The organism is Chitinophaga sp. 10T418, from assembly GCF_056394125.1.
On sequence record NZ_JBFTHG010000019.1, the window covers coordinates 83,364 to 106,776 of the forward strand.

23 protein-coding genes, 1 tRNA gene and 1 pseudogene are annotated in these 23,413 nt (G+C 41.8%); 14 read left to right on the forward strand and 11 right to left on the reverse strand.

Going from position 1 to position 23,413, the window contains the following annotated elements; translation table 11 throughout:
* Positions 1 to 4 precede the first annotated feature (4 nt).
* The gene (locus tag AC1DCV_RS33505; protein ID WP_477027260.1) at positions 5 to 712 is read left to right on the forward strand and encodes a fasciclin domain-containing protein; all 708 of its coding nucleotides are present in this window, start codon (positions 5 to 7) and stop codon (positions 710 to 712) included.
* Between the two features lie 23 nt (positions 713 to 735).
* Complete coding sequence (locus AC1DCV_RS33510) at positions 736 to 2,337, forward strand: IPT/TIG domain-containing protein (RefSeq protein WP_477027261.1); 1,602 nt, start codon at positions 736 to 738, stop codon at positions 2,335 to 2,337.
* Positions 2,338 to 2,492: 155 nt separating this feature from the next.
* Here AC1DCV_RS33510 and AC1DCV_RS33515 read toward each other — a convergent pair whose 3' ends face one another.
* On the reverse strand, positions 2,493 to 4,856 hold the full coding sequence (locus AC1DCV_RS33515) for a metallophosphoesterase (RefSeq protein WP_477027262.1): 2,364 nt from the start codon (positions 4,854 to 4,856) through the stop codon (positions 2,493 to 2,495).
* Between the two features lie 84 nt (positions 4,857 to 4,940).
* Here AC1DCV_RS33515 and AC1DCV_RS33520 point away from each other — a divergent pair, with 84 nt between their 5' ends.
* Positions 4,941 to 6,797, forward strand: coding sequence for a cytochrome-c peroxidase (locus tag AC1DCV_RS33520; RefSeq protein WP_477027263.1), 1,857 nt, complete (start codon positions 4,941 to 4,943; stop codon positions 6,795 to 6,797).
* A gap of 75 nt (positions 6,798 to 6,872) precedes the next feature.
* Entirely contained in the window at positions 6,873 to 7,262 is a 390-nt protein-coding gene (locus AC1DCV_RS33525; protein ID WP_477027264.1) for a DUF1801 domain-containing protein, read from the forward strand.
* A gap of 46 nt (positions 7,263 to 7,308) precedes the next feature.
* On the opposite strand, the gene AC1DCV_RS33530 is transcribed toward AC1DCV_RS33525, so the two are convergent.
* Together AC1DCV_RS33530 and AC1DCV_RS33535 are read right to left on the reverse strand one after the other, a co-directional pair.
* Positions 7,309 to 7,596: a hypothetical protein gene (locus tag AC1DCV_RS33530; RefSeq protein WP_477027265.1), complete on the reverse strand. Its 288-nt coding sequence runs from the start codon at positions 7,594 to 7,596 to the stop codon at positions 7,309 to 7,311.
* Positions 7,597 to 7,768: 172 nt separating this feature from the next.
* Positions 7,769 to 8,197 (reverse strand): hypothetical protein, encoded by a 429-nt coding sequence (locus tag AC1DCV_RS33535; RefSeq protein WP_477027266.1) that lies wholly within the window; start codon positions 8,195 to 8,197, stop codon positions 7,769 to 7,771.
* 155 nt (positions 8,198 to 8,352) lie between these two features.
* Between AC1DCV_RS33535 and AC1DCV_RS33540 the strand changes: the two genes are divergently transcribed.
* Complete coding sequence (locus tag AC1DCV_RS33540) at positions 8,353 to 8,820, forward strand: hypothetical protein (RefSeq protein ID WP_477027267.1); 468 nt, start codon at positions 8,353 to 8,355, stop codon at positions 8,818 to 8,820.
* Here AC1DCV_RS33540 and AC1DCV_RS33545 read toward each other — a convergent pair.
* Positions 8,817 to 9,323, reverse strand: coding sequence for a hypothetical protein (locus tag AC1DCV_RS33545; protein WP_477027268.1), 507 nt, complete (start codon positions 9,321 to 9,323; stop codon positions 8,817 to 8,819). The genes AC1DCV_RS33540 and AC1DCV_RS33545 overlap by 4 nt on opposite strands.
* 193 nt (positions 9,324 to 9,516) lie before the next feature.
* Here AC1DCV_RS33545 and AC1DCV_RS33550 point away from each other — a divergent pair, with 193 nt between their 5' ends.
* The gene (locus AC1DCV_RS33550) at positions 9,517 to 10,086 is read left to right on the forward strand and encodes a hypothetical protein (protein ID WP_477027269.1); all 570 of its coding nucleotides are present in this window, start codon (positions 9,517 to 9,519) and stop codon (positions 10,084 to 10,086) included.
* A gap of 72 nt (positions 10,087 to 10,158) precedes the next feature.
* Complete coding sequence (locus AC1DCV_RS33555) at positions 10,159 to 10,953, forward strand: DUF6348 family protein (RefSeq protein WP_477027270.1); 795 nt, start codon at positions 10,159 to 10,161, stop codon at positions 10,951 to 10,953.
* A 51-nt stretch (positions 10,954 to 11,004) separates the two neighbouring features.
* Here the strand turns inward: AC1DCV_RS33555 and AC1DCV_RS33560 are convergent, their stop codons facing one another.
* Positions 11,005 to 12,588 carry a discoidin domain-containing protein gene (locus AC1DCV_RS33560; protein WP_477027271.1) on the reverse strand — a complete coding sequence of 528 codons (1,584 nt, stop codon included), beginning with the start codon at positions 12,586 to 12,588 and terminating at the stop codon, positions 11,005 to 11,007.
* A 257-nt stretch (positions 12,589 to 12,845) separates the two neighbouring features.
* On the reverse strand, positions 12,846 to 13,343 hold the full coding sequence (rraA, locus tag AC1DCV_RS33565; protein ID WP_477027272.1) for a ribonuclease E activity regulator RraA: 498 nt from the start codon (positions 13,341 to 13,343) through the stop codon (positions 12,846 to 12,848).
* A 320-nt stretch (positions 13,344 to 13,663) separates the two neighbouring features.
* Here rraA and AC1DCV_RS33570 point away from each other — a divergent pair, with 320 nt between their 5' ends.
* Positions 13,664 to 14,824 carry an acyltransferase family protein gene (locus AC1DCV_RS33570; RefSeq protein WP_477027273.1) on the forward strand — a complete coding sequence of 387 codons (1,161 nt, stop codon included), beginning with the start codon at positions 13,664 to 13,666 and terminating at the stop codon, positions 14,822 to 14,824.
* Positions 14,825 to 14,897: 73 nt separating this feature from the next.
* Here AC1DCV_RS33570 and AC1DCV_RS33575 read toward each other — a convergent pair whose 3' ends face one another.
* The gene (locus AC1DCV_RS33575; RefSeq protein ID WP_477027274.1) at positions 14,898 to 15,431 is read right to left on the reverse strand and encodes an NAD(P)H-dependent oxidoreductase; all 534 of its coding nucleotides are present in this window, start codon (positions 15,429 to 15,431) and stop codon (positions 14,898 to 14,900) included.
* Between the two features lie 160 nt (positions 15,432 to 15,591).
* Here AC1DCV_RS33575 and AC1DCV_RS33580 point away from each other — a divergent pair, with 160 nt between their 5' ends.
* From AC1DCV_RS33580 to AC1DCV_RS33590, 3 genes are all read left to right on the forward strand, one after another.
* Positions 15,592 to 15,957, forward strand: coding sequence for a winged helix-turn-helix transcriptional regulator (locus AC1DCV_RS33580; RefSeq protein WP_477027275.1), 366 nt, complete (start codon positions 15,592 to 15,594; stop codon positions 15,955 to 15,957).
* Positions 15,958 to 15,981: 24 nt separating this feature from the next.
* Complete coding sequence (locus AC1DCV_RS33585; RefSeq protein ID WP_477027276.1) at positions 15,982 to 16,458, forward strand: DinB family protein; 477 nt, start codon at positions 15,982 to 15,984, stop codon at positions 16,456 to 16,458.
* Positions 16,459 to 16,654: 196 nt separating this feature from the next.
* Positions 16,655 to 16,727, forward strand: a tRNA-Lys gene (locus tag AC1DCV_RS33590).
* A gap of 102 nt (positions 16,728 to 16,829) precedes the next feature.
* Here AC1DCV_RS33590 and AC1DCV_RS33595 read toward each other — a convergent pair.
* Entirely contained in the window at positions 16,830 to 17,648 is an 819-nt protein-coding gene (locus AC1DCV_RS33595) for a DUF4249 domain-containing protein (protein ID WP_477027277.1), read from the reverse strand.
* Positions 17,649 to 17,664: 16 nt separating this feature from the next.
* Positions 17,665 to 20,037: a TonB-dependent receptor gene (locus tag AC1DCV_RS33600; RefSeq protein WP_477027278.1), complete on the reverse strand. Its 2,373-nt coding sequence runs from the start codon at positions 20,035 to 20,037 to the stop codon at positions 17,665 to 17,667.
* A gap of 431 nt (positions 20,038 to 20,468) precedes the next feature.
* Here AC1DCV_RS33600 and AC1DCV_RS33605 point away from each other — a divergent pair, with 431 nt between their 5' ends.
* The 3 genes from AC1DCV_RS33605 to AC1DCV_RS33615 all read left to right on the forward strand — a co-directional run bounded on the left by AC1DCV_RS33605 (position 20,469) and on the right by AC1DCV_RS33615 (position 22,478).
* Positions 20,469 to 21,284, forward strand: a complete 816-nt coding sequence (locus AC1DCV_RS33605; RefSeq protein WP_477027279.1) for a sensor histidine kinase — start codon at positions 20,469 to 20,471, stop codon at positions 21,282 to 21,284.
* Between the two features lie 169 nt (positions 21,285 to 21,453).
* Entirely contained in the window at positions 21,454 to 22,176 is a 723-nt protein-coding gene (locus AC1DCV_RS33610) for a LytR/AlgR family response regulator transcription factor (protein ID WP_477027280.1), read from the forward strand.
* A gap of 71 nt (positions 22,177 to 22,247) precedes the next feature.
* Positions 22,248 to 22,478, forward strand: a complete 231-nt coding sequence (locus tag AC1DCV_RS33615; protein ID WP_477027281.1) for a hypothetical protein — start codon at positions 22,248 to 22,250, stop codon at positions 22,476 to 22,478.
* Between the two features lie 171 nt (positions 22,479 to 22,649).
* On the opposite strand, the pseudogene AC1DCV_RS33620 reads toward AC1DCV_RS33615, so the two are convergent.
* Positions 22,650 to 22,793: pseudogene (locus AC1DCV_RS33620) on the reverse strand (helix-turn-helix domain-containing protein); the annotation flags it as partial.
* A 164-nt stretch (positions 22,794 to 22,957) separates the two neighbouring features.
* Entirely contained in the window at positions 22,958 to 23,125 is a 168-nt protein-coding gene (locus AC1DCV_RS33625) for a hypothetical protein (protein ID WP_477027282.1), read from the reverse strand.
* Between the last annotated feature and the right edge of the window lie 288 nt (positions 23,126 to 23,413).

Consider the following 23,413-nt stretch of genomic DNA (forward strand, 5'->3'; position numbering starts at 1 on the left):
TGATATGAAAACAGGAACACGTTTATTCCCTTTACTGATAGTGGCAATGATGGTATTAGCCCTATCCTGTAAGAAAGATGATTATTATAAAGATAGCGGTAAGCAGATAGGAGTATACGATATTGGTGCGTACGATTTTCTGAAAGCACGACCTTTCTTTTTTGATACGCTCACCAATATTATTGACAGCGCCGGGTTACATGATGTGCTGCAAAACGAAAGTGTTACTTTCTTTGCACCTAACAACCATGCCATTAAAAAGGCGATGGATGCGCTGAACACGATACGTTATATCGAGAATATGGATTCTATCTATATCCGGGAGATCCCTGGTGAAATCTGGAAGCGCTTTCTCTCGCGTTATATTTTCAAAGGCAGATATATGCTGAAAGATATTGCACGACGTGATAAACTGCAGTTGCCGGTGTTTCCCGGGCAGAATATGGAATCATATAACGGCTATATCATGAACCTGGGTGTTCAATTCAGTGACTACAATAATACGAAGGATGTTGGCCCCCGCACGGTAGTGATCACTGCCATAGGAGACCTGGCCAGCCCGGTGAATATTACCAACCTGGTGGCGACATCAGATCTGCAGTGCAAAAATGAAATTGTTCACGTATTGGATGATGATCATAGTTTCGGTTTTAATCCTATGGAATTTGTGCAGGCAGTACTGGATTACTGGCAACAATCCGGCGGGCATTAATTGTTTACTTCAAATTTACGCGCATGAATAATCATATTTTAATAGTGCTGCTTGTCTTTTTTTTAGTGGGAGCAGGCGCCTGTAAGAAAGATACCTACGTAGGTAAAGATCCGTACGGAGATGCCAAAGAACAGTTGAAGGTAAAGTTGAACACCGCCACAGCATCGCCGGCAGCAGGAAGTTATGGAGATGTGATCCGTTTCACCGGTAGCGGTTTCCTGAAGTACAAAGATAGTATTGTAATGAAGTTCAACGGGCAACCTGCTATTATAAAAGCCATTTCAGATACAACCTTGCAGGTGCAGGTACCGGAGCTGGCGAGTAGTGGTATGGTTACTATGAATGTAGGTGGACAGGTGTTTCCCGGGCCATTGTTTACGGTTAATGGACTGATGCAGGTGGATAATACCTTTGCCTCTTTTGTAGGCGCCAATGATGGTGTATATCGGATACTGGGCTTACCCGATGGTACTTATATTGTAGCAGGTGCTTTTACAGATTACAATAATGGTGGTCCGCGGGCCGGCAACAATGGTATTGTAGCTATTTTAGCCGATGGTACTCAGGATAAATCCTTTAAAACAGAAGGTCGCATCAAAGGTGGTGTTAATGATGTACAGCTTATGAAGAACGGGCAATTGATCATATGTGGTTATTTTAACGTCAGCGGATATACGGCGGGCGTAGTAAGCAACCTGGCGTTGCTCACCTCAAAAGGAGCTTTGGTATCACGCACGGTTAATCATATCAATAAAGACGGCGAGGCGGTGACAGATACGGTGCCGTCTTTTAAAGCAGCCTTCGATGGTGCAGTATCCCAGTTACGTGTGCAATCCAATGGCGATGTGATTGTAATCGGCGGATTTAAATATTACCTGAGCAAGCAGTATTATCCCGCAGGAAAGGATACCGTGATTACTGATTCTGTGCGGGTTTCAGGAGTGGTAAGACTGCATGCAGACGGATCTTTTGATTCTACTTACAACTACGACCTGGTAGCGCACCGGGGAAAGGAACTGATGAACGGGTATATCAGTAATACTTATCTGCAGTCAGATGATAAACTGATAGTATGTGGCAGTTTCACAAAGAGTGATGCTGCGGCGGTAAACAATTTATTCCGTGTGAACACAGATGGCACAGTGGATCCTTCTTTTCAAACAGGCAATGGGCCTGATGGCGTGATCAACTATGTATCACCTATGCGTAATGGTAAACTCCTGATTACCGGCAGATTTGTTAAGTATAATGGTCAGCCCCGTAACAGAATTGCCGTCATTAATGCAGATGGGGCACTGGATGCGGGTTTTGACACAGGGACGGGAACTGGCGCTGACGGATACATCTACAGATCGATGGAGCTGGGCAATGGTCAGATACTGGTAACCGGTGATTTCCAGTTGTACAACGGTATTAAAAGGTATGGTTGTGCGATACTGGAGCCTACAGGGAAACTCAGTACGAAGTATAATAACATAGGCGGATTTGGCTTTACACAGCCATTTTTCACGATACCGGTAATGGACGGTGTTAACGCAGAGGATGGTCATTCCACTATACTGACAGGAAATTTCAATAAGCTGGATCTTAAACAAAATAATCGTCTCGTGAAAATCACCTATTGAGTAGCAGATGTAATAAGGCCGCGTGAATCGTATGATTTGCGCGGCTTTTCTATTTTGTGGAAATAAAAATGATTGGCAGGTTTGTCAACTCCTTAAATAAAGCAGGGCGCACCTGGTAAGTGCGCCCTGCTTTTATTTTGATTCCAGGTTATCAATTACTGTACGATCAACTTATGCGTATTGGTTTCACCATTACTACCTGCGATCACAATAAAATACATACCTGCCGGTAATGATACTTCTTCTTTGATGCGTCCTGCTGGCGATTGCAGCCATTTCTGTAATACCGGCCGGCCACTTACATCGTTGATCTGTAAATGGAACCGGTTATTGTTTTTGCTGCTTATTTCCACATAGCACTTTCCTCCTGAAACAGGGTTGGGATATACGGTTGATTTAAATTGCGATACCGGTGTAGTATTAGTTTTCAGGGAGATACTATCTGCCTGTAATGCACCTGCTGCGATTACATTAAATGTATCCTGTATACACCGTGAGCCGGCAGTGGCATTATCCGATACCGTGTACACGGTGGTGCCGGCAACGGCGGTGAGGGTGATTGCGCGGGTAGTATCGCCGGTGCTCCATTTGTAGTTGCCTTTCCAGGAGGCGGTCAACGTTACATTTTGTCCTGCTGTTGTATTTACGGTCGTTTTTTTGTTCACATCTTTCAGGATGGTAAACTTGTCTTTGATCGTATTATCTGCCGCAATAAATTTAGCATCCAGGCGATTGCCTTCAATCTCCACCGACAGCGATCCTCCGGTAGTTGCATTGGCATAATAAGAGGAAGCATGTGGGAAAGAAGAAGAAGTACCGCCCACCTGGCCAGCAGAACCAGCCACTACATATACGGTACCATGCAGTGTTTTGGCTGAAGGCGTGAGATATGGGCAGGCATTGGCGCTACCATCATATTTAGCGCTGCTGTTACTCACTGCATTGGTGGTAAAGGAAAAGGTATTTTCCAGTCCATAATGTCCCTTGATCAGGTAAGATCTTTCATAGTCATGGCTATGACCATTCAAAATAAGATCTACCCCATTCCTTTCCAGAATACGGATTACTTTCTGGCGGATGGCAACAAGGTCGCTTTCTGTATCAGAGTTATGGCTACCCATTGTATAGGGTGGATGATGCCAGTAGGCGATTGTCCATTTACGTGCATTGGCAGCCAGGTCATTTTTGAGCCAGGTTATCTGCGCACTTGAGGTATCATAAAAACGTTTATTGCTTTCTTCCCCATAAGCATCCAGGCAGATAAAGTGGATATCTCCATAGTCAAATGAATAATATTCTTCTTTACCGGAAGCTACACCACCACATTCACCATTTGCAGGCAGGGTGAAGTTAGCCAGATAGGGGATGTTATGATCATCCTGCCGGGAAGAGTTGTTGGCATAATCATGGTTCCCTGGAGTAGGGAACAGGTATATATTTTTTAGCAGATTATCTTTATAGATATTGAAGAAATTAGTTTGATATTCTCCGTCGGTACCTTCATCATAGGCGTTATCTCCCAGCAGCAGCCATACATCCGTGGGGTTGCTGCCCATATAATTCAGATAGGCGTTCCTTACATTGACCTGATTGGATGAATTGTTTCCGCAATCCCCATAGGCAGCAATGCGGACCTTGCGGGTAGTGGAAGGAGTGGGGGCCGTATTAAAATAGTTCAGCGCTGTAGCTTCTATTACGCCGGTGGTAGTACCTACGCTATAGTAATATTTTGTATCGGCCAACAGACCAGTAATTCTCAGTTCATGCTCCGTCAGTGAGGTGGTATGTTGCACACTGTCGGTATACACCCCGAAGGTGGTTCCGTATTTTACTTTTCCTGTGGCCGCAATGCTGGTACGCCAGCGCACACTTACCGCTGTTTGATTACCCATCTGCAGATAGGGGCCACGGGTAATAGAAGGTAAGGTGCTGTTGGTAGTGCCTTTCAGCTGAAGGTCGAAGGAAATGTCGCTGCTGCTGGCACTTGTCTGATGGATTTCAACTGCAATGGTATTGCTGCCTTCTACAAAGGCTGATGTAGCAATAGTAGCAGTTTGCACCGTACCACCATCATCGCTGGCATCTGTGGCGAGCGTGGTATACGAGATAGTGCCGGAAGGCAGATTGCTTCTTTTCACTTCCGTGCCGTTCACATAAATGACGATGCCGTCATCGCGCCGGTATTCCAGCGTAAATCCCGTATAGTTGTTCAGGTTAGTGATGCTGACTGCTTTACGGAAATAGGTGGTGATGTATTTGCTGGAGGAGCTGCTGCCATAGCTGACAACGGTGGCTTCATCGCCATCACCATATCCCAGTTCTCCCGGGCCCGATGCCCAGGTGGCGTCATTAAACGTGGCTGCTCGCCAGGCAGTGCCCTGGTTAGTGCCTTTGTCAAGATACTTCCACGTGCTGCCAAATGGCAACAGCGTGGTTTGTGCATGAGCAATAAATGAAGTACAGACGATAAAAAGCAGGGTTGCTACCAGCTTACAGAAGGTTAAACGATGGGTAATCATGTAGGGGCAGATTTTGGTTATAACATGAAATATAAATTAAAATTGCTTATCTTTTAAGACTATTTTATTTAGACAACAAACCCTATGAAAGCCAATATTATAGCAATATTTTTGCTTTTTCCGATGCTTTCTTTCACTGCACCGGGGAAAAGAGTGAGGGACAGCGCTCAAAGCACTGCACTGGAAACAGCATTCAGGAAAGACCTTGGCGTTATCATCGGGCAGTTGACCCATCTGGAAAAATCATTGTTGCAACGTACAACTCCTGCGCAGGTAAAACGGCATTTCTGTGATAGCAGGATCGCGTACAAGAAAGTGGAGTACCTGGTAGAATATTATTATCCGCATCTTTCTAAGATCATTAACGGCCCGGCGCTTCCATATGCTGATGGTGAAAATTCCCTGTCGGTTATTGCTCCGCAAGGGTTTCAGTTACTGGAAGAAAAAATATTTACTGATGGGCAACCGGTTCACTGGCGGGAAGCATTATCTCTTACCAGGAAACTGCGGTTACAGTTTGTTCGTTTGCAGCAACAAACGGACCCTTATGGATTTATGGATGCCTACATTTTTGAGGCCATCCGGTTTGAAATATACCGGATCATTGCATTGGGCATCAGTGGTTACGACTCTCCCGTGGCGTTGAAGTCTATGTCGGAAGCAGCAGCAGCACTGCAGGGCCTCCAACAGGCACTTGCCCTGTACCAGCCGGTATTAGCAGATAAAAGTTTATATCAACAAACGATGAGCCGCCTGATGGCAGCAGCAATATACCTGTCGCAGCATCCTGACTTTTCCTCTTTTGACCGCCTGCATTTTATCACTGCTTATGCAAACCCCATCAGTACTACTATTCTTCAATGGCAGCATACCTTGTCGTTGGAGTTGCCGGCAGAAAGAAAGATCCTGTTGCCCGGTGCCCCTCATCTGTTTGCAACCACCTACTTCCAGCCAAATGGCTATTCACCAAACAATGAATCAGATCCTACTGCGGAGAAAAAGATATTGGGAGAGCAACTGTTTTATGATCCACGACTCTCCGGTAACCTGCAACGATCCTGCGCGTCCTGTCATCAGCCGGATAAAGCATTTACAGATGGACTCGCTAAAAGTCCTTCACTGGATGGCAACAGCACAGTAAGCCGTAATACGCCTACGTTGATGAATGTAGCCTTTCAATCAAAATTGTTTTATGACTCCCGCGCCAATTTTCTGGAAAGCCAGGTATTCGAAGTGGTGCATAACAAGGTGGAAATGGGCGGTTCTCTTTCTAAAGCGGCGGATATTTTCCGGAAGGATAGCAGCTATAGAAAACTTTTTGCGATGGCTTTCCCTGGAGACGCAAACATTTCTGTGGAAATGATCACCAACGCCATTGCGTCTTATCTGCGTTCACTCAACAGTCTGCAATCGCGGTTTGATCAATATATGAATGGTGATCCTGCTTCGCTCAGTGCCACCGAAAAAAAAGGGTTTAACATCTTTATGGGAAAGGGTAAGTGTGGTACCTGTCACTTTGCTCCTTTGTTTAATGGTGTAGCGCCTCCTTATTTCGCAGAGCCTGAATCCGAAGTATTAGGTGTGCCGGCAGATAACCGTACCCCTGCCCGGCTGGACAGTGATCCTGGTAAATACCTGTTATACCCGATCTCTATTTTCAGGTACGCCTTCAAAACGCCTACCGTCAGGAATAGCGAGTTGACTGCTCCGTATATGCATAACGGTGTGTTCAGTAACCTCGAACAGGTCATCGACTTTTACGATAAAGGGGGCGGTGCGGGACTGGGCATAGGGCCGGCGCATCAAACATTGCCGCGGGGGAAGTTACAGCTGACTGCCGTTGAAAAGAAGGCGCTGATAGCGTTTATCAGGTCATTAACAGACACGGTTAGCTATCAACAGGTGGGGAGTAGATTATCGAGGAACAAGATATCAATGTAGCTGATATTTTGCTGAATAATTTATTTGTGATATTTTCATTCTGATCCTATCTTTTTTTATTTAAAAACGGGCAATATGAACGAAGAAGTAAAGGCATATAACGATACTATGTCTGCTGCGGATAAGGCCATTTGCCAAAAGTTGGCGAAAGAAATTGATCAACACCTGGCGGGCGCAGAAAACAAGATCTGGCACCGGCATCCGGTATGGTTTCTGAATGGTAATCCTATTGTTGGCTATAGTAAATTGAAAGACTCCGTGCGCTTGTTATTTTGGAGTGGGCAGTCGTTTGAGGAAGAGGGTTTGCAGCCGGAAGGCACCTTCAAGGCAGCGGAGGCCCGCTACACGGATGTAAAGCAGGTAGACACAGATTTGTTGAAACGCTGGCTGGAGAAGTCCGCAAAGATTCAATGGGACTATAAAAACATCGTTAAGCGCAAAGGTGTTCTGGAGCGACTGTTGTAGTTGCAGCCGGCCAGATTGATAGGACTTCCTTCGGAATGCGTTCCTCTTATACTTTAGCGGGATGTAATAACTTCCTGCTCTCTTTACTCACAAATGTGATTGGCACAAACTTGTCTGTAGGTGCGCCGATATAATATACCATCCACTCCGGATCGTGATGTGAGAGCATTTCACTGATACAATCTGCCCGGTGTCCCATGGGATTGGAGCAATCGTCCCAATAAAACAACTCTACCCGATAGTGCAGCTGTTGCTTCTGGTTGTTGATGGTTACTTCCACTTCTATTTCCTGCTTACCCGGGAGTGGAGGAATCGGAATGACAATGTGACTCATGTTTTTGATATTATACAAGCACTTCCGCAAGAAGGTTGCCATATCAGAGCGATATGCAACTTATATCACTTATGTATGACTTTTTTCTCTAACTGTTCATGTGCGGGCGTTGGGCGTCCGGAAACGGACAGTTGGAGGTACGTCGGGGAGTATTGGAAGTGTGTTTTAAACTTTATACCCTCTTCATTTCCCATGTGCCGGTAGCAAGTTCTACATAGTAACCGTCTCCATAAATATCTTCCCTTCCGGTAAATTCCCAATTGCCTGAAAAGCTTTTGCTTTCCGGGTTATAGTAGCCATCGTAATTCAATTGGGGCTTTTCCATGGGTGAATAAGGAGTTACTTTATTGTCTTTATCAATCGAATAGAAAGTTTTATACTCTTTTGTAAAGCTAATAAAGTCATCTTCCATAAATCCTTTAATGAACGCCGGATTGTTTGTACTTATACTACTATTCAAATCGAGACATTTTCCTTCAAATTCATTGTCTCCGGTATCTAACAGTGACAACCTGAATTCCACTTTTTCTCCGGATAATTTTTCACCGTATTCCGGACCATAGATGTAGTATCCCTGCCATTCGCCCGTCATTGAAGCCATGTAGTATGTTTTTTAGAATTTACACCGTGATATTTACGGGTAAATATAAGGAAGCTTTTGAATCCTATTGAAGAGCAATAAGGGAATGTTTATCTAGCCGGATATTTGTGCCACAAAAAAAATAGTTACTTTGCCCGCGATTCAATCGATAATTTATGACGAGGCAGGAAATGATCGCTTTTAAAACCAGTTTAAAACAGGCAGGCCACCTATTAATAACGGAACGCATTGCGATGGCCCAATCGGCTATTGATAACGCACAGGAGGCAGCTAATAGTGAAGGTAAAAGTTCGGCTGGTGATAAATACGAAACAGGAAGAGCAATGGGGCATCTCGAAAAAAATATGTACGCACGGCAACAGGCAGAAAATCTAAAAGAGCTGGCGAGGTTACAGGAAGTAAATACAGACGTCATTTATACGACTGCTCAAACAGGTGCCTTTGTGCGATGTAAAGAACAATCCTTTTTTATTGCAGCAGGTTTGGGCAAACAGTTGATAGGGGAGCAACTGATTTTTTTTCTATCTCCCTATACACCACTGGCACAAGTACTATTGTATAAAAAATCAGGAGATAGTTTCCTTTTCAATAAAATGGAAATAGTTATTCTTGAGATTTATTAAAGTGAGGTCTTTTTTCTTTCTGCCAGCAGATCGTCTATGATAAATTCAAGGTCTAGAAAGTGGTGAGCAAGGTCTGATATGATACTATCCAGGTTTTCTTCATCAATGGCAACCCAACCCTCCATCAGTGTTAAAGGACCAAAGTCCACCCTGACATTTGGCCATTTTTGCTCAAAGTTTTTGAATCTTAACCGGAAGGCATCCGCAAAATCACGGCTTTTAATTGCGTATCCCGCCAGTTGCCTTAATTGTAAAGCATGGATGTTATAATATAGTTTACCCTGCCGAATGGTATCCTCGTTTAGCCAAACAGAAAAGAATATGGATTCTTCGAATGGCTTTGCTGTTGGAGACGTATTGCGCCAGGATTTTTTCTGGATTTTCAATACGACTGAGTTTAACCAAATACCAACTTTATATTCCAGTTTTTTTTTGATGAAAAGCTGTTTGTCGAGGCGGGTAAGACTTTTCTCAAATTTATTTATATAGTAATTGGTGTCCATTATTGCTAAAGTACTTTTTTTTCCTGTATGCACAAGGAAGGTTGATGACCTTTTTCGTCAATGGGAAGGTTGGTTGCCAGGGTATTGCCAGGTGGCGCTGCCCATTGCAGGTTTTCCTACCTGATAATTCAAACTTCCATTTTCTTGGATATCCCGAACTTATTACTTTTATTGAGGGCGTAAAAAATGAATCATGAGAATTTTATCCCTATTGATATTTGTTTTTTTTATGGCTTCCTGCCAGCAGCAACAAATTGTAAAAGCTAAAACTACAATCGATTCTATCTCGGACTATTTGAGCGAAAAAACAAAATATTTTTCTTTACCCTATAGGATAAATGTTACTGACAGTAATGAGTTATTTTTCTGTCATAGTGAGCGATTCGATACTTCTCTATTGATTCATTTTAAGAAAGGAAGGAATGAGATACGGGGGATAGTGTATCAGGTAGTAAGGGGATATTTCCTGGTCGATCAGGAAGAAGATGGGCCACAGTTTTTTGAGGGTTATAGCTTTAAGCTCGATACGATTCAATGGAAGAGCATCACCCATGCTGCCGATAGCTTGCTGATGACGGAACCAGGGCATAATTACGAACATGCGTTTGATGGCTCTGATGATGTTTTGGCTTTTAATTCAAGGGTAAGATTTAACAACACCAGACCAGATGACTCGCTATTATTAGGATATTTAGCGTATTTAAAAAGCACTTTGTTAAATCAATGCCTGGAAAAGAAACCCAAATGGTTTATAACAAAATAGCGGTTGTTAAGAAGACGTTCATTTTTTAATATTAATAACAGGGTATAAATTTTCCCGGAAAGCGTTTAGTATATGTTTAATTGGTTTAAGAAGAAGGCGTCTTCGGGGATAGCAAGCGAGGGGACGGAAAAAGGAAAAGAATTATTTGAGCTGTTAGCAGAGCAATTGGCAGGAGTGATAGCTACAGATAGAGAGGAGCTGTTTAAGGGAGCGCGGATAGCAGCAGAGAAGGGGATTGTTTATATAAAACGATTCAATATTGAAATACATTGCCATATCGTCAACCAGCAACAACATCCGGAAGTGATTGTTTATTGCTTGGGATTTCTTATCAGGATTGATGGGGTAGAAGTATTTTATGACGAATTAGCGGCTATTGGTGTCGATCCTTTCGCAGCGATGTTGGATGGCGCAGCATCATTTAATGAGGGTTTTTTAGATGGGTTTTTCCGCTCCTTTTTTGGATGTTATGAACCGTCCTTCGATCTAAACGATATCCCGGGTAATAAATTTCATTTGGTATACAGTGCTTTGCAGGTACAGGGGGCATTTAAAGAAGATGATTCATTAACGCATGAAGGGCTTGTCAACATTGTGTTTCCGCTGATAAAGGATCTTTTTAGCCAATTTGCCTGTCAGGAGGAGTATACATTTGAAAACTATTATTGGATTAAGATCTATTTGAGCAGACAGCCGAATGGCAGCTTTATCGGAGAATGTAACTTTAACAATCAGGAGTGGGCTGCCGGGCTACAGACGGTAGTACAGGAGGACTATGAAAAATGGAAAAAGACAGACAGCTTTCTGGCAAAAAAACAGTTTATATTTCTTAGAAAGTGTGGGGTATGTTGTGTTAACAACCTATAAAATATAATCCGGGCAATCCTGCCCGGATTATATTTTTATTTTACAGTGAACTTAGTCTTTGTAGGTTCCCACTTCACACATAGCGGCAAACTGTTCCCCGTCATAAGAACTTTTCATATTCAGTTTAAAGTAGCGGAAATTCTTTGTGGAGGAAAGCATTATATTTTGTGGATTGGTGCTTTGCGCCAGCGTGAAATCGCCCTGGGAAGTCCAGGTAGTATTGTTGTTGCTGGTTAAGATTTCCACCACCTTTACCATTCTGCTGTCCCGTTGTTTGAACGTAAACCGGTTCACGTCCAACGCCTGACCCATGTCGATGGTAATATAATGCGGATAGCTGGTGGCACTGGTTGACCACCGGGAGTGCCAGTAAGTACTACCGGAGCCGTCAATGATGTTCACGGCGGCGCCGTTTTCGCTGGCCGTTTCCTGGGAGCTATAGGCAGCTACTGACCATCCGGTTTTATCGTATACCGCCTTATCGCCGAAGGTGATAACGGGGACGTCGTTCACGAAACTATAGGAAGCAACATAAGTGCTGATGCTACCGTTTTCGTGGCATAGCCTGATAGTAAATTCATAGTTGGTATTTCCCTTGTCTCTGAAATCGCTGACAGGCATAGCGATACGGAAGCTGTCGGTTCCAATCGGCTTAGAGGCGAATGTTACGGAGGTATAGCCACCATTATCGTTATCGGTATTGCGGTTGTAATAAGCGATATCCTTTACTGCTTTAGTGGCTGAAAACTTGCCTGAAACGATGATGCTTGCGGAGGCACTATTATACTGTGCATACACTTGTTTCACCTGGCATCCGGGATCAGTGTACCAGTCAGTTCTGGTAACAGTACTGAATACCTGGCCATTTGCCAGTATCGCCGCATCAGCCGGTGAAAAATAGGTAGGTGCTTTCCCGAATGTATAATTGCCAGAACCCATTAATGTGGTGCCATATAGGATGTTTTGGGACTGGGCGCCTCCGTTATGTGGGAGGTTAATGCCGTGTCCCATTTCATGCGCCATACCCCCAATCCATTTGGTAGAAAATTTATCATCGGGTTTACCAAGATTGATTGTATCCAGACCGGTATAATCCAACGCAAAGCACCAGCGACCGATTCCATAGAATGGTCCGCCACTGGGATCTCCATTGGCGCCGTAGGAATAAGTGGGGATGACAACTATGATATGATCGCTTTTTTTCTCGGTGGGATGCGCCGCGAAGTAAGCATTTACTTCGGTCATGACAGCACCTGAGCCGCCGTCATATGGATAGCTGCTTTTACCCTGTTGTCCGCGTATCAGTGATATTTTCAATTGGCCGCTGGAATCTGTTTGCAGTCCCATTGTTTTGCCGGTGTATCCCCATTGGTTCATCCATTTGGAGGTGAAATTCTGCATATACTGGAATACGCCGTTTAACCTTGCCCGGTAGCCTGGCACGGTATCAAGATCTGATGGAACAAAATATACGACGTTCAGCATATACGTTCCATTTGCGATGCCATTGACGGTTGCCAATGGCTTTTTCGTATCAATTTTCTGAAGATTGGCAGATTCAGGCTGCTTTTTACAGCTGATCATTGCCAATGTAAGGGCTATGACAGCCACCACGAGATGGGAGATTTTGGTCATTGTTTACTGTTTAGGATGAAGAATTACGGTTTTTTCAATAGTATGTTAATTTAAGTGCTACTGGATTTTTTACATGTCTGGGAGAGAGGAAGTGACAGATTATGGGAAGCTGGTATTCCACCCGGGTCAATAAAGATATAGCGCCAGCTCCTGCAGTCAATTCATTGTTCTATCTAAAAATAAGGAATAATTTAATTTCCCGGTAAGAATTTTTTGATCCTGTATATTGGACTTAATTTTAAAACAGCTATTGCGAATCAGGACTTCCGGGCATTCAGCAAATCATTTTCAGCAACAATGATTCCGTCTTCATCACAATAAATAAAATGATTTGGGATAAAGTCAATATTGGCAAAATGAATAGTGATGCCGGTATCTCCTTCATTTTTCTTTCCGCTTTTTAGGGGAATTACGTCCAGCGCTTTTAGCCCGATAGGTAATTTAGAAATGGCCACGCTATCTCTGATGCAGCCATAAATAATAACGCCGTTCCAGTTATTCTTAATGGCCAGTTCAGCGATATTATCGCCCATTAGAGCGCAATTTTTTGAGCCGCCACCATCTACTACCAATACTTTGTTAGTGCCGTTTGTTTCTAATGTTTGTCTGACCAGGGGATTGTTTTCAAAGCATTTCAGGGTCACGATTTGTCCGTGAAAGGATTTTATTCCACCAAAATCTTTGAATCCGATAGGTAAGGCTACTTTAATTTCTTCGCTGAATTCATCACAAAGGTCTGTTGTTGGAATCTGCATATGGTTTGTTTATTAGATGGGTTAGCGGTTGTATTCGCGGCCAGGTTTTTCAGATATCGGCCGAAGGGTACATTTTGTACCAGTTATCACCAAAAGTACTAAGGTTCAATATAATTACAAAAGTTGGGTGCTAAATTATTAAGCTGTTGATAATCAGTTGTTTTTAATTTTGGGTATGCAGAAATAACCTGATATTGCCTGCTCCCGATTAATTTTTAAAAAAATTTAATTTCATTTTTGTTAGTTTGTAAACCGCATGCGGCCAAAATCATTTGAGTTTATAAAAATAATCGTTTGATCTCTTCAATAATGAATCATTCATGAGTACAATAACAGCATTTCCGGCGCAGGCTGGAGAAGTATCAGCCATAGCCGGCGAAGGTGAAAAGAAAGGCCGGCTTTACTCATTAGATGCCCTCAGGGGATTTGATATGTTCTGGATTATGGGTGGAGGCTCAATTTTCCACGAGATAGCCAAAGCAACAGGTTCACCATTCTGGGGCGCGATAGCTGAACAGCTGGAGCATCCTGATTGGAATGGGTTTCACTTTTATGATCTCATTTTCCCTCTTTTCCTTTTTATGGCTGGGGTTTCAACGCCTTATTCCGTAGGGCGCGAGCTGGAGAAGGGAAAAAGCCGTACCCAGCTCTTATTACGTGTTATAAAAAGGGGATTGATCCTGGTATTACTGGGGGTTATTTATAATAACGGTCTGCAGCTGCATCCCATTTCGGAGATACGCTTCTGTAGCGTATTGGGACGGATTGGTCTGGCTTATATGTTTGCCAATATCATTTACCTGTATACCAAAGAGCGGGCGCAAATGATCTGGTTTGTGGGGATCATTGTGGCTTACTGGTTGCTGTTAAAGTTTACGGCCGCACCTGGATTTGCCCCCGGCGATCTTACTATGCAGGGAAATTTCGCATCTTACCTGGATCGCTTAATTGTTCCGGGCAAATTGTACCTGGGGATCCATGACCCGGAAGGATTTGCTTCTACGTTTCCAGCTATCAGCACTGCTATGTTGGGAATTATTACCGGTAATTTATTACGGAACAGTCCTATGTTACCAGTAAAAAAGGTAGGTGTGATGGCTGCTACCGGCGTGGTTTTTTTAGTGCTGGCGCAGATATGGAACCTGGACTTTCCCATCAATAAAAATTTATGGAGCAGCTCATTTGTCCTGCAAGTAGGCGGTATCAGCCTATTGTTGCTCGCGCTTTTTTACTATGTTATTGATATTGCAGGGTACAAAAAATGGGCGTTCTTTTTCCGGGTGATCGGAATGAACTCTATCCTCATCTATATTTCTGCTCACTTTATAGACTGGAGTTATACCAATAACGCCTTCTTTAAATGGCTTGGGCAGCTGATCGGTGAACCATTTGGCGCCGTAGCGCTGGCGATCACCCTCGTATTTGTGAAGTGGTTGTTCTTATATTTTATGTATAAGAAGAAAGTATTTCTGAAAGTTTAACTAAGCTTCCCGCTAAGCGTGATACCATTCGAAAGAAAGGTATCACGCTTTTTATTTTAAGGGAAACATAGTGTCACAAATCTCTTATAAAAGAGATATAATCGCCGGCGCTTTGTTCTATTTGCGCGGTGGTAGGACGATGCTCTACTCCATAAAAGGCGAAGAACGATTTGTAATCAGCTTTTATGTATTCAAACGTTATCTCAAACGGAGCTGTCAGTTGTTGCAGTGTGTATTTATACCTTCCGGAGGCCGTGTAATCTTCTTTATTAATACCGGCTGTAATGCCCAGTGCAATTTTCTTTCCCGCCAGTTGATACCCGCTGCCAGACCCATATGCCCATCCCTCTGTTAATACTTCATCCAGCCATTTTTTAAAAAATGGAGGACAGTTGAACCAATAAAAAGGAAACTGGAATATAATTTTATCGTGAGCTGCTAATAGTTGTTGTTCTTTCTTTACATCAATTTTTTCATCCGGGTACATGCTATGCAGATCGTGTATGAGATATTCATCCGGATGTTTTTTTAATTCTTCCACCCACCGTTTATTAATGGTGGAGGTTGTCAGGCTCGAATGAGTGATAATCACCAATGTCTTCTTCATCTCTTTTTATGAATTATTATTTGTTATTTTAGCAAATATGGCGTTCGTATGATCATTGGCCAATAGGGGGGTAATTAATCAGTCGGTGATTAATTTATCACCATGCATGTAAGCGGTCAGTTGATTAATTTTGTAAGTCTAAAAAAGCATATTTAAGCAGATGTATCAAAGAAAAATTCCCATTGATTATGAATGTGGTCTCAGCATTGCGATGGAAGTGGTAGGTTCTAAATGGAAGTTTTGTTTACTGGATGAAATTTCGAAAGGAATAAAGCGCCCCAGAGACCTGGTACATTCTATTAATGGTATTACCAAGCGGGTTATGCAGAAGGACCTGAGAGAACTGGAACAGCATGGTGTGTTGGGAAAAACAATCTATGCAGAAGTCCCTTTAAGAGTAGAGTATTATCTCACGGAATCAGGCAAGACACTGTTACCGCTCATTGCTGCCGTTGACAAGTGGGGATTGGGATTTGCTCCCCGGTTGAAATCTATATTGGAAGGGGCGGAGACTGCCGCACTTTAAATTATTCTCCCAATTATTTATATCATGATCACCACGAAACAACTATCCAAACATTTCAGGGACGTTCATTTTGGAGGTAACTGGACAAGTGTAAATCTGAAGGATACTTTAGCCGATGTAAACTGGAAACAAGCCACCACAAAGATATATGATCTTAACACCATTGCTGTTTTAGTTTTCCATATCAACTACTATGTGAGCGCTATTTTGAAGGTGTTACAAGGGCAACCCTTAAATGCCCACGATAAATTTAGTTTCGACCTGCCTCCCATTACAACGGAAGAAGAGTGGCAGGAGCTGATCAGTAAAGCTTTGACAGAAGCAGAAGAACTGGCATTACAAATTGAAAATTTAGCCGAAGCAAAGCTTGACCAGGACTTCGACAACCCTAAGTACGGAAATTATTACAGGAATTTACTTGGCGTGATTGAACATACGCACTATCATCTCGGGCAAATATCCCTGATAAAGAAAATGGTAAAGGAAACAAAGACCGCATAACAGATCATGCCATGGCTACCGTTTGGCCTTGTCCTGTGGCCTTCACAGTATAATAGATTAAAGCAGGAAAGAGCCTGAATAGGCCTGGTACTGAAGTAATCGTTTCATTCGCCAACGGAAATATTTTTTAATTTTTTTGCAAGAAGTGTTGAAATTTTAAAAAAATGTTTACTTTCGCGCTCCCTTTAGGGGGAATGATTCCCTAGCTCAGTTGGTAGAGCAATACACTTTTAATGTATGGGTCTTGGGTTCGAGTCCCAAGGGGATCACAACTTGGGACAAGTCTAAAAAATAGACTTGTCCCATTTTTTTGCATGGTAATTCATCGATGTTCTGACCTAAATATATGTAATATCTGTAACCCCAATTAATTACTGTATCGTATAATCCTTTACGTCCACTTCCGACAATCTGAAATATCCATAAGCGAAGTTTTCGAAATGGGTTTGATTGATAACATTTCCTCTCACCGAACCTGGTGCTGTTTGAAACGGGCCGTTACCAGCTCCGGATGCTGCTAACAATTTTCTGAAATAATCATAATATCTCCTGGAAATTCCATACATCCTGATGTTTATCATATCTCCGGCCTTCAGATCCTTGTCAGAAAAATATGCCTGCATTAGTTTGCCCTGACTATTCTTGTCATCTTTGGCATTATATTCCGGAAACTTTGATACAGGTGATAGGATACGATGCAGATAGTGGTTTTCCTCATTGCCATTATCCTGGTAGTAGTATTTGATTTCCATTTCATCACCTCCAAATCCGCCGGCATTATTTTGTTCAATATTATTTTCAATATCCGGCACACCTATACAAGTTTCGGTTGCAGTATAGATTTCCCCATTTAAAACTACTTTTAATGTATAAGTTTCCCCGATAACCGGATGGAAATTGGAGCAGATATATTCTCCCGTGCCGGGATTTTCCATAAAACTAAAAACAGTATTTGCTGAATTAGTTATAGCTATATCCGCTCCTGAAACTGTTGGGAATGCCGTACTGTAATATCCCGTTGTGGTGGATAGTGTGATTTTCTGCTCATTGCCTGTCGTTCCCTTTACCCAATCAATTGATGCGTCAATTACCAGTTTCGGTTCAGCTGTTTCCAGATCCACTTCCACTACTTTTGTGCAAGACGCAAAAAAGCAGGATGAAGCAACCAGGCATTTAAGTATATTTTTCATTTTTCTATTGTTAGCATTAAAATTTGAAATTGTAAGTCACACCCGGAATGATACTGAAGATGGATATCCTCTTTGCTTCGCTCAACCCTGTTTCTCTGTTTTGCTCGAACATCATAGATGCGGCGTTGCTTCTATTGTAAACATTGTAAATGCTGAATACCCATTCACCTTTCCACCTTTTTTTGCTGTCAGGTTTTGGTGTGTAGGTGGCCGATAGATCCAAATGATGATAAGCCGGAAGCGAATTAATATTTCGCTCTCCGTAGTTAGCAATCGTAATTCCCTGATACTGATATTTACCGATGGGATAGGTTGCAGCTTTCCCTGTTTGGTAGGTGAAAATGCCGCCAAAATTCCATTTTTTAGTCAGTTGATAAGCGGCTGTAAGTGAAAGGTTATGCGTTTTATCGTAATTGGCACGATACCATTCGCCGTTGTTAATGCCAGGTTCTTTTGCGTTTCTTCCCGGTGTGCGCTGCTCTGCTTTAGAAAGTGTGTAAGAAAGCCAGCCTGTGAGTTTTCCGGTATTTTTCCTCAGCATCAGCTCAAGTCCGTAAGCCCTTGCCTCCCCGTTTAGCAGTACCTGTTCTATGGCTTTGTGGGCAATCAATTCAGCACCGTCAATGTAATCTGCTCTGTTTTTAGTTTTCTTGTAAAAAACTTCCGTTTCCAAAGAATATTTTCCATTGCGGAAATTTCTGAAATAGCCCAATGCAACCTGGTCAAGAATTTCGGGTTTCAAATATTGGTCGCTCGGTGCCCAGATATCGAGTGGAGAAACGGAAGCTGTGTTGGAAATCAAATGGATATACTGGCTCATCCGGTTATAACTCGCCTTAATGGATTGGTTGTCATTTAGGGCATAAGAAACAGCCAAACGAGGTTCTAAATTTCCAAAATCAATAATCTTTTTGTTTTTATTGTAGTGTGTTACACCTGTGGGCGTTCCTTCCTCATATATTTGTAACTCGGGATTGAAGATCGCTGCCTGATCATTGGCATACTTATTTACATTCTGTTCCCCCAACCGTTGGAAATTGCTATATCGCAGTCCATAATTCAAAGATATTTTGTCCGATAGTTTGTGATCAGCACTGATATACAATGCATTTTCCCAGGCATATTTTTTTTCAATCTGGTCGGCATTGATGGGCGATTTAGCATCCATAGGTTTTATTGTGCCGGGATTGAATTGGTAGTAGATGGAATTGACGCCATAATTCAAAACCAGCTTATCAGACAGATAATGGCTAAAATTGTACTTCAGATTATAATTACGGATGTCCGATACCCAGTCAATGCCAACATATTTTATCTTCAGGCCATAATCATACTTACTGTAAATGACCGATGCATTGGAGAAAAATTTCTCGGAAAAGGTATGATTCCAGCGAAGATTAATGAATGAGTTCGAATAATTGTTGCTGAAAAAATTGCTGAAATCCATTTTATCCTTACCGAAATATCCGGAAAGGAAGATCCTGTTGTTGTCATTGATCTTATAATTCAGTTTGGCATTCAGGTCGTAAAAAGAAACAGAATTATCGTTGTCAGCAAGTTTCATAAACAAATGAGCATAAGAAGTACGGCCAGCAACTACGAACGAACCTTTATCTTTTACAATAGGGCCTTCTGCCAGTAATCTGCTGGAAACCGCTCCAATTCCACCCGTTATATGATATTCTTTGTTGTTCCCTTCTTTTTGATAAATATCCAGAACAGAGGATGTGCGCCCACCGAAATTAGCGGGTATTCCACCTTTATACAATTTCAGATCTTTAATCACATCAGCATTAAAAACGGAGAAAAAGCCAAACAGGTGTGAAGTATTGTAAACAACAGCTTCGTCTAACAATATCAAATTGCCGTCAACCGAACCTCCCCTAACGTTAAAGCCCGTTGCTCCTTCCTGTGAAGTGGAAACTCCCGGAAGTTGCAGAATAGCTTTCAAAATATCAACCTCACCCATAACAGCCGGCATCTTTTTGATGGTGGCGATAGAGAGTTTATTCACACTCATTTCCGGTTTTCGGATGTTGCTTGTTGAATTATTGTATTTTACCACTACTTCATCTAAAGTTTTGCTTTTTTCCAGCATCGAAAAATTTTTCTTGCTGTTTTCTGTCAGAAAGATATGTTMTTCAATATTCTCAAATCCTATACAGCTGATAACGATTGTATATTCTCCTTTGGGCAGGGTGATAGAATAAAAGCCATACGCATTGGTAACTGTTGAAACTTTTGCTTCAGGAATGAAAATGCTTGCACCGATTATTGTTTCGGTGTTTGCTTTCATGGTAATTGTTCCACTCATGGTAACTTTCTCCTGTGAGTAGACGCAGAATGAAATGGTCATGAACAGCAGTGTATAAATAATCTTGTATCTCATCTTTTAAAAATCGATTTGACAATTGTAACTTGGAACAAAACTATTCCTTTGGATAACCACCTTTTTTTAATTATACCAAACGCGGTATCTTTTATAGCAAAGTATGCCGGGACACTACAAAACATATTTCTTGTTTTATGCGTTTTTATAATGCTTTCGTATAAAAAACATACACTTTTGTATAAAAGCAGATCAGATCATAGCTTTGAATTTTAAATTTGTTCTATACAATTTTATAAATGAATGATTCTACCCATCAGCAGCTTATTAGCGAAAATGTGCTTTTTCGTTTCCTGATTTCACCTGACCGCAGGATATTCCGGCATCTGCTGCTCATTGTTTGTATGGGCGCTGTGTTGTACAACAGTACTTCGGTAATTGCCAACCCGATAGCTGTATTTGCATATTTTATTATATTATTCTATGTAAATATGCACGTGCTGGTACCAAAGCTTTTGTTCAGGAATAAAAATATTGAATACTGTTTATCTGTGATCGGCATCCTTGTTGTAGTGGGGATTTGTGGTTATTTTTTCAATCCTTTTAATAAAGAAAATGGACTGAATATCCCCCTTTTTTCCTTCCTTACCGTGCTGCTGTTAGCAGCGTCATCTTCCATAAAACTGTTTCAGAAGGGAATGATGGACAAGCAATTGATCTACGAGCTGGAACGGTCGAAAACTTATGCAGAATTGGAACAATTGAAAAACCAGATCAACCCGCATTTTTTGTTTAATATGTTAAACAATGCCAATGTTCTAACGAAGAAGGACCCCGAAAAGGCTTCGCAGGTTTTAATGAAGTTGAGCGATTTACTTCGCTACCAACTTTATGACAGTGCAAGAGATAAGGTGTTGTTAACTTCGGATATTCGTTTCCTGGAAGATTTTTTAAATTTGGAAAAAGTAAGGCGGGATAGTTTTGATTTCCTGATTTCAAAAGAGGGAGATTTGAGCGGCGTTCAAATTCCTCCTTTGTTGTTCATTTCGTTTGTGGAAAATGCTGTGAAGCACAACAATGATGCAACAAAATCGTCTTATGTAAACCTGTATTTCGATGTTAGGAACGATGAGCTTTTTTTTAAATGCATCAACTCTAAACCCATGCTTAAATCCGTTAATAATACAGGCGGATTGGGGTTAACAAATGTCAAACGAAGACTGGAACTTTTGTTCCCGGCAACACATAGTTTAAATATCGAAGATGACGCAGAAAGGTATTGCGTAACCTTAACCATAAAGCTATGACTTGCATAGTAATTAATCAGCGCATATAAAGAGGATGTTACTATTAGTTCAAAATGAGTTCGGTTTCCCAAAGGGGGTGATATGACAAGAACTTATTCCAGCGTTGTAAAAAAAGAAAATTCAGATATCGAAGACGATTATTTCATTATATAGTAAAGCGTATAAGATTATGAACTGTATTATTATAGATGATGAACCATTGGCAAGAGAAGCCATAGAGATGTTGATTAACCAAACTGATAATTTAGATTTAATCGGTTCGTTCAACAGCCCCGAAACCGTCACAAATTTTATAGGAAGCAATACAGTTGAATTAATCTTTCTTGACATACAAATGCCGGGAATTAACGGAATCGAATTTGCCCGAACCATTCCGAAAGAAACATTTGTGATTTTTACAACTGCCTATTCTGAATTTGCTACTGACAGCTACGAAGTAGATGCGATTGACTACCTGATAAAACCCGTAAAATTAGAGCGTTTTCAAAAGGCCGTTGAAAAAGCCCGCACCTACTCCAAATTATTCAAGGCAGATTACGCTAATAACAACATCGAACAGGTAGCAGATGATTTTTTCTTTGTGAAAGCAGACCGAAGAATTTTTAAAATCTATTTCAATAACATACTTTTTATTCAAGGTTTAAAAGATTATGTGGTGATGCACACCGAAAATCAGAAAGTAATCACGGCGATGAATATCAAAACCATCTACGATCAATTACCCAAAGATATGTTTGTGAGAGTAAGCAAGTCCTATGTCATCAATGTTAAGCATATCGGTTCTGTGGATAACAACACGGTGTATATAGGCACAAACGAAATCCCTATCGGAAGTATTTATAGGGATTTCTTTTTCAATGAGTTCGTAACAAAAAAGATTATGAACAGGTAATTGATGTATAAAGCCCACTAAGGGCTAAAAGTAGCCAACAACTTAAGATCATGTATCAAAAGGTTCGAGTTTTGTACCAGCGGGATCACCATCAGGAGATGACCAGCTTTTCTGTTCTTTTCTGGCTTAATAAAAGCCGCTCTAAAAACAACAAGCCCGCCATTTATCTGCGCCTCAGCCTGGGCGGCAAACGTGCAGAACTTTCCACGTATCAGTATGTACCACTTTACTATGGAATGCGGCCACTCAATCCGCAAAAGGAAGTTCCGAAGAAGCACAAGCGATTAACCGACAGTTGGTAACCAAACACCACAGCGCAAATATTCATAATCCACTCGCGCCTCTTTCCCGCATCGCATTTTGGTTGATGGGCGGGTGACTCTTATCAAGTGCTTGGGGGATTCATCCATACAAATAACCGGAAAGGAACCTTTACTTTGCAGGGTTTAAGTTCATTTTTTTAATACCCACCACACCGTTTCATAAGAGATACTTTCAGCATACTTTAATTCAACCATTTTATCAGCAAGTAAGCGAGGCGACCATTTAGCGTAACCTTTAGGCGGTTCGCTACAACATAAGGTGATAAGTTTTGCTTCTACATCCCCATCGGCTTTATCTCATATATTCTACTTGTTGGTTTTCACTCCAGGGCTGCTTCCATAAATCGTTCTTTACCCGATCTATAGTACGCGTACCCATCCTAAAGGTTTTTACTAATTTGATCATTTGTTTTTACTGCTCTGCGCGCAACAGGCCCAATACTTTCGGGCTGCTGTCCTTAGCAGCCCCGGCTGCAAATCAGCATGCTGTGTATAGGGTCGCAGGGATTTTCTGTCAACGGATCAGAAATCAGGCGACCAGCCATATTATTGGCGGGTGCTGTACTCAGTCGTGCAATAATTTTTTTGCTCAAAACGAGTTTTTGTGAAGGCATTTTCTTTTTCATGATTTTTTCAATTTGTGGTGACAGAGAAACATTTGTACTTTAAGGTACTGGATAATTTGCTGCTATGGTATCCCGTAAAAGCGGGATTTTTCACACAAAGAATTGAAGAGTTGATGTTCTTTGCTTCTTCGCGCGAAATCCTTTGGCTTTTACTCCTGTATACCATGCAGGTCTTTCCTGCTGAATACTCTGGAAAAGCGCTGTCTGTCCAAATAGTGAGCCATCCGGATGACTCAATCGCCATACTACGTCATCATAAATGGTAAAAGTGTTGCCGTATTTATCGAT

Excerpts from the sequence above, each read along its gene's own strand:
- AC1DCV_RS33505 (WP_477027260.1), top strand. The coding sequence starts at position 5 with ATGAAAACAGGAACACGTTTATTCCCTTTACTGATAGTGGCAATGATG.
- AC1DCV_RS33510 (WP_477027261.1), top strand. The coding sequence starts at position 736 with ATGAATAATCATATTTTAATAGTGCTGCTTGTCTTTTTTTTAGTGGGA.
- AC1DCV_RS33515 (WP_477027262.1), bottom strand. The coding sequence starts at position 4,856 with ATGATTACCCATCGTTTAACCTTCTGTAAGCTGGTAGCAACCCTGCTT.
- AC1DCV_RS33520 (WP_477027263.1), top strand. The coding sequence starts at position 4,941 with ATGAAAGCCAATATTATAGCAATATTTTTGCTTTTTCCGATGCTTTCT.
- AC1DCV_RS33525 (WP_477027264.1), top strand. The coding sequence starts at position 6,873 with ATGAACGAAGAAGTAAAGGCATATAACGATACTATGTCTGCTGCGGAT.
- AC1DCV_RS33530 (WP_477027265.1), bottom strand. The coding sequence starts at position 7,596 with ATGAGTCACATTGTCATTCCGATTCCTCCACTCCCGGGTAAGCAGGAA.
- AC1DCV_RS33535 (WP_477027266.1), bottom strand. The coding sequence starts at position 8,197 with ATGGCTTCAATGACGGGCGAATGGCAGGGATACTACATCTATGGTCCG.
- AC1DCV_RS33540 (WP_477027267.1), top strand. The coding sequence starts at position 8,353 with ATGACGAGGCAGGAAATGATCGCTTTTAAAACCAGTTTAAAACAGGCA.
- AC1DCV_RS33545 (WP_477027268.1), bottom strand. The coding sequence starts at position 9,323 with ATGGACACCAATTACTATATAAATAAATTTGAGAAAAGTCTTACCCGC.
- AC1DCV_RS33550 (WP_477027269.1), top strand. The coding sequence starts at position 9,517 with ATGAGAATTTTATCCCTATTGATATTTGTTTTTTTTATGGCTTCCTGC.
- AC1DCV_RS33555 (WP_477027270.1), top strand. The coding sequence starts at position 10,159 with ATGTTTAATTGGTTTAAGAAGAAGGCGTCTTCGGGGATAGCAAGCGAG.
- AC1DCV_RS33560 (WP_477027271.1), bottom strand. The coding sequence starts at position 12,588 with ATGACCAAAATCTCCCATCTCGTGGTGGCTGTCATAGCCCTTACATTG.
- rraA (WP_477027272.1), bottom strand. The coding sequence starts at position 13,343 with ATGCAGATTCCAACAACAGACCTTTGTGATGAATTCAGCGAAGAAATT.
- AC1DCV_RS33570 (WP_477027273.1), top strand. The coding sequence starts at position 13,664 with ATGAGTACAATAACAGCATTTCCGGCGCAGGCTGGAGAAGTATCAGCC.
- AC1DCV_RS33575 (WP_477027274.1), bottom strand. The coding sequence starts at position 15,431 with ATGAAGAAGACATTGGTGATTATCACTCATTCGAGCCTGACAACCTCC.
- AC1DCV_RS33580 (WP_477027275.1), top strand. The coding sequence starts at position 15,592 with ATGTATCAAAGAAAAATTCCCATTGATTATGAATGTGGTCTCAGCATT.
- AC1DCV_RS33585 (WP_477027276.1), top strand. The coding sequence starts at position 15,982 with ATGATCACCACGAAACAACTATCCAAACATTTCAGGGACGTTCATTTT.
- AC1DCV_RS33595 (WP_477027277.1), bottom strand. The coding sequence starts at position 17,648 with ATGAAAAATATACTTAAATGCCTGGTTGCTTCATCCTGCTTTTTTGCG.
- AC1DCV_RS33605 (WP_477027279.1), top strand. The coding sequence starts at position 20,469 with ATGCACGTGCTGGTACCAAAGCTTTTGTTCAGGAATAAAAATATTGAA.
- AC1DCV_RS33610 (WP_477027280.1), top strand. The coding sequence starts at position 21,454 with ATGAACTGTATTATTATAGATGATGAACCATTGGCAAGAGAAGCCATA.
- AC1DCV_RS33625 (WP_477027282.1), bottom strand. The coding sequence starts at position 23,125 with ATGAAAAAGAAAATGCCTTCACAAAAACTCGTTTTGAGCAAAAAAATT.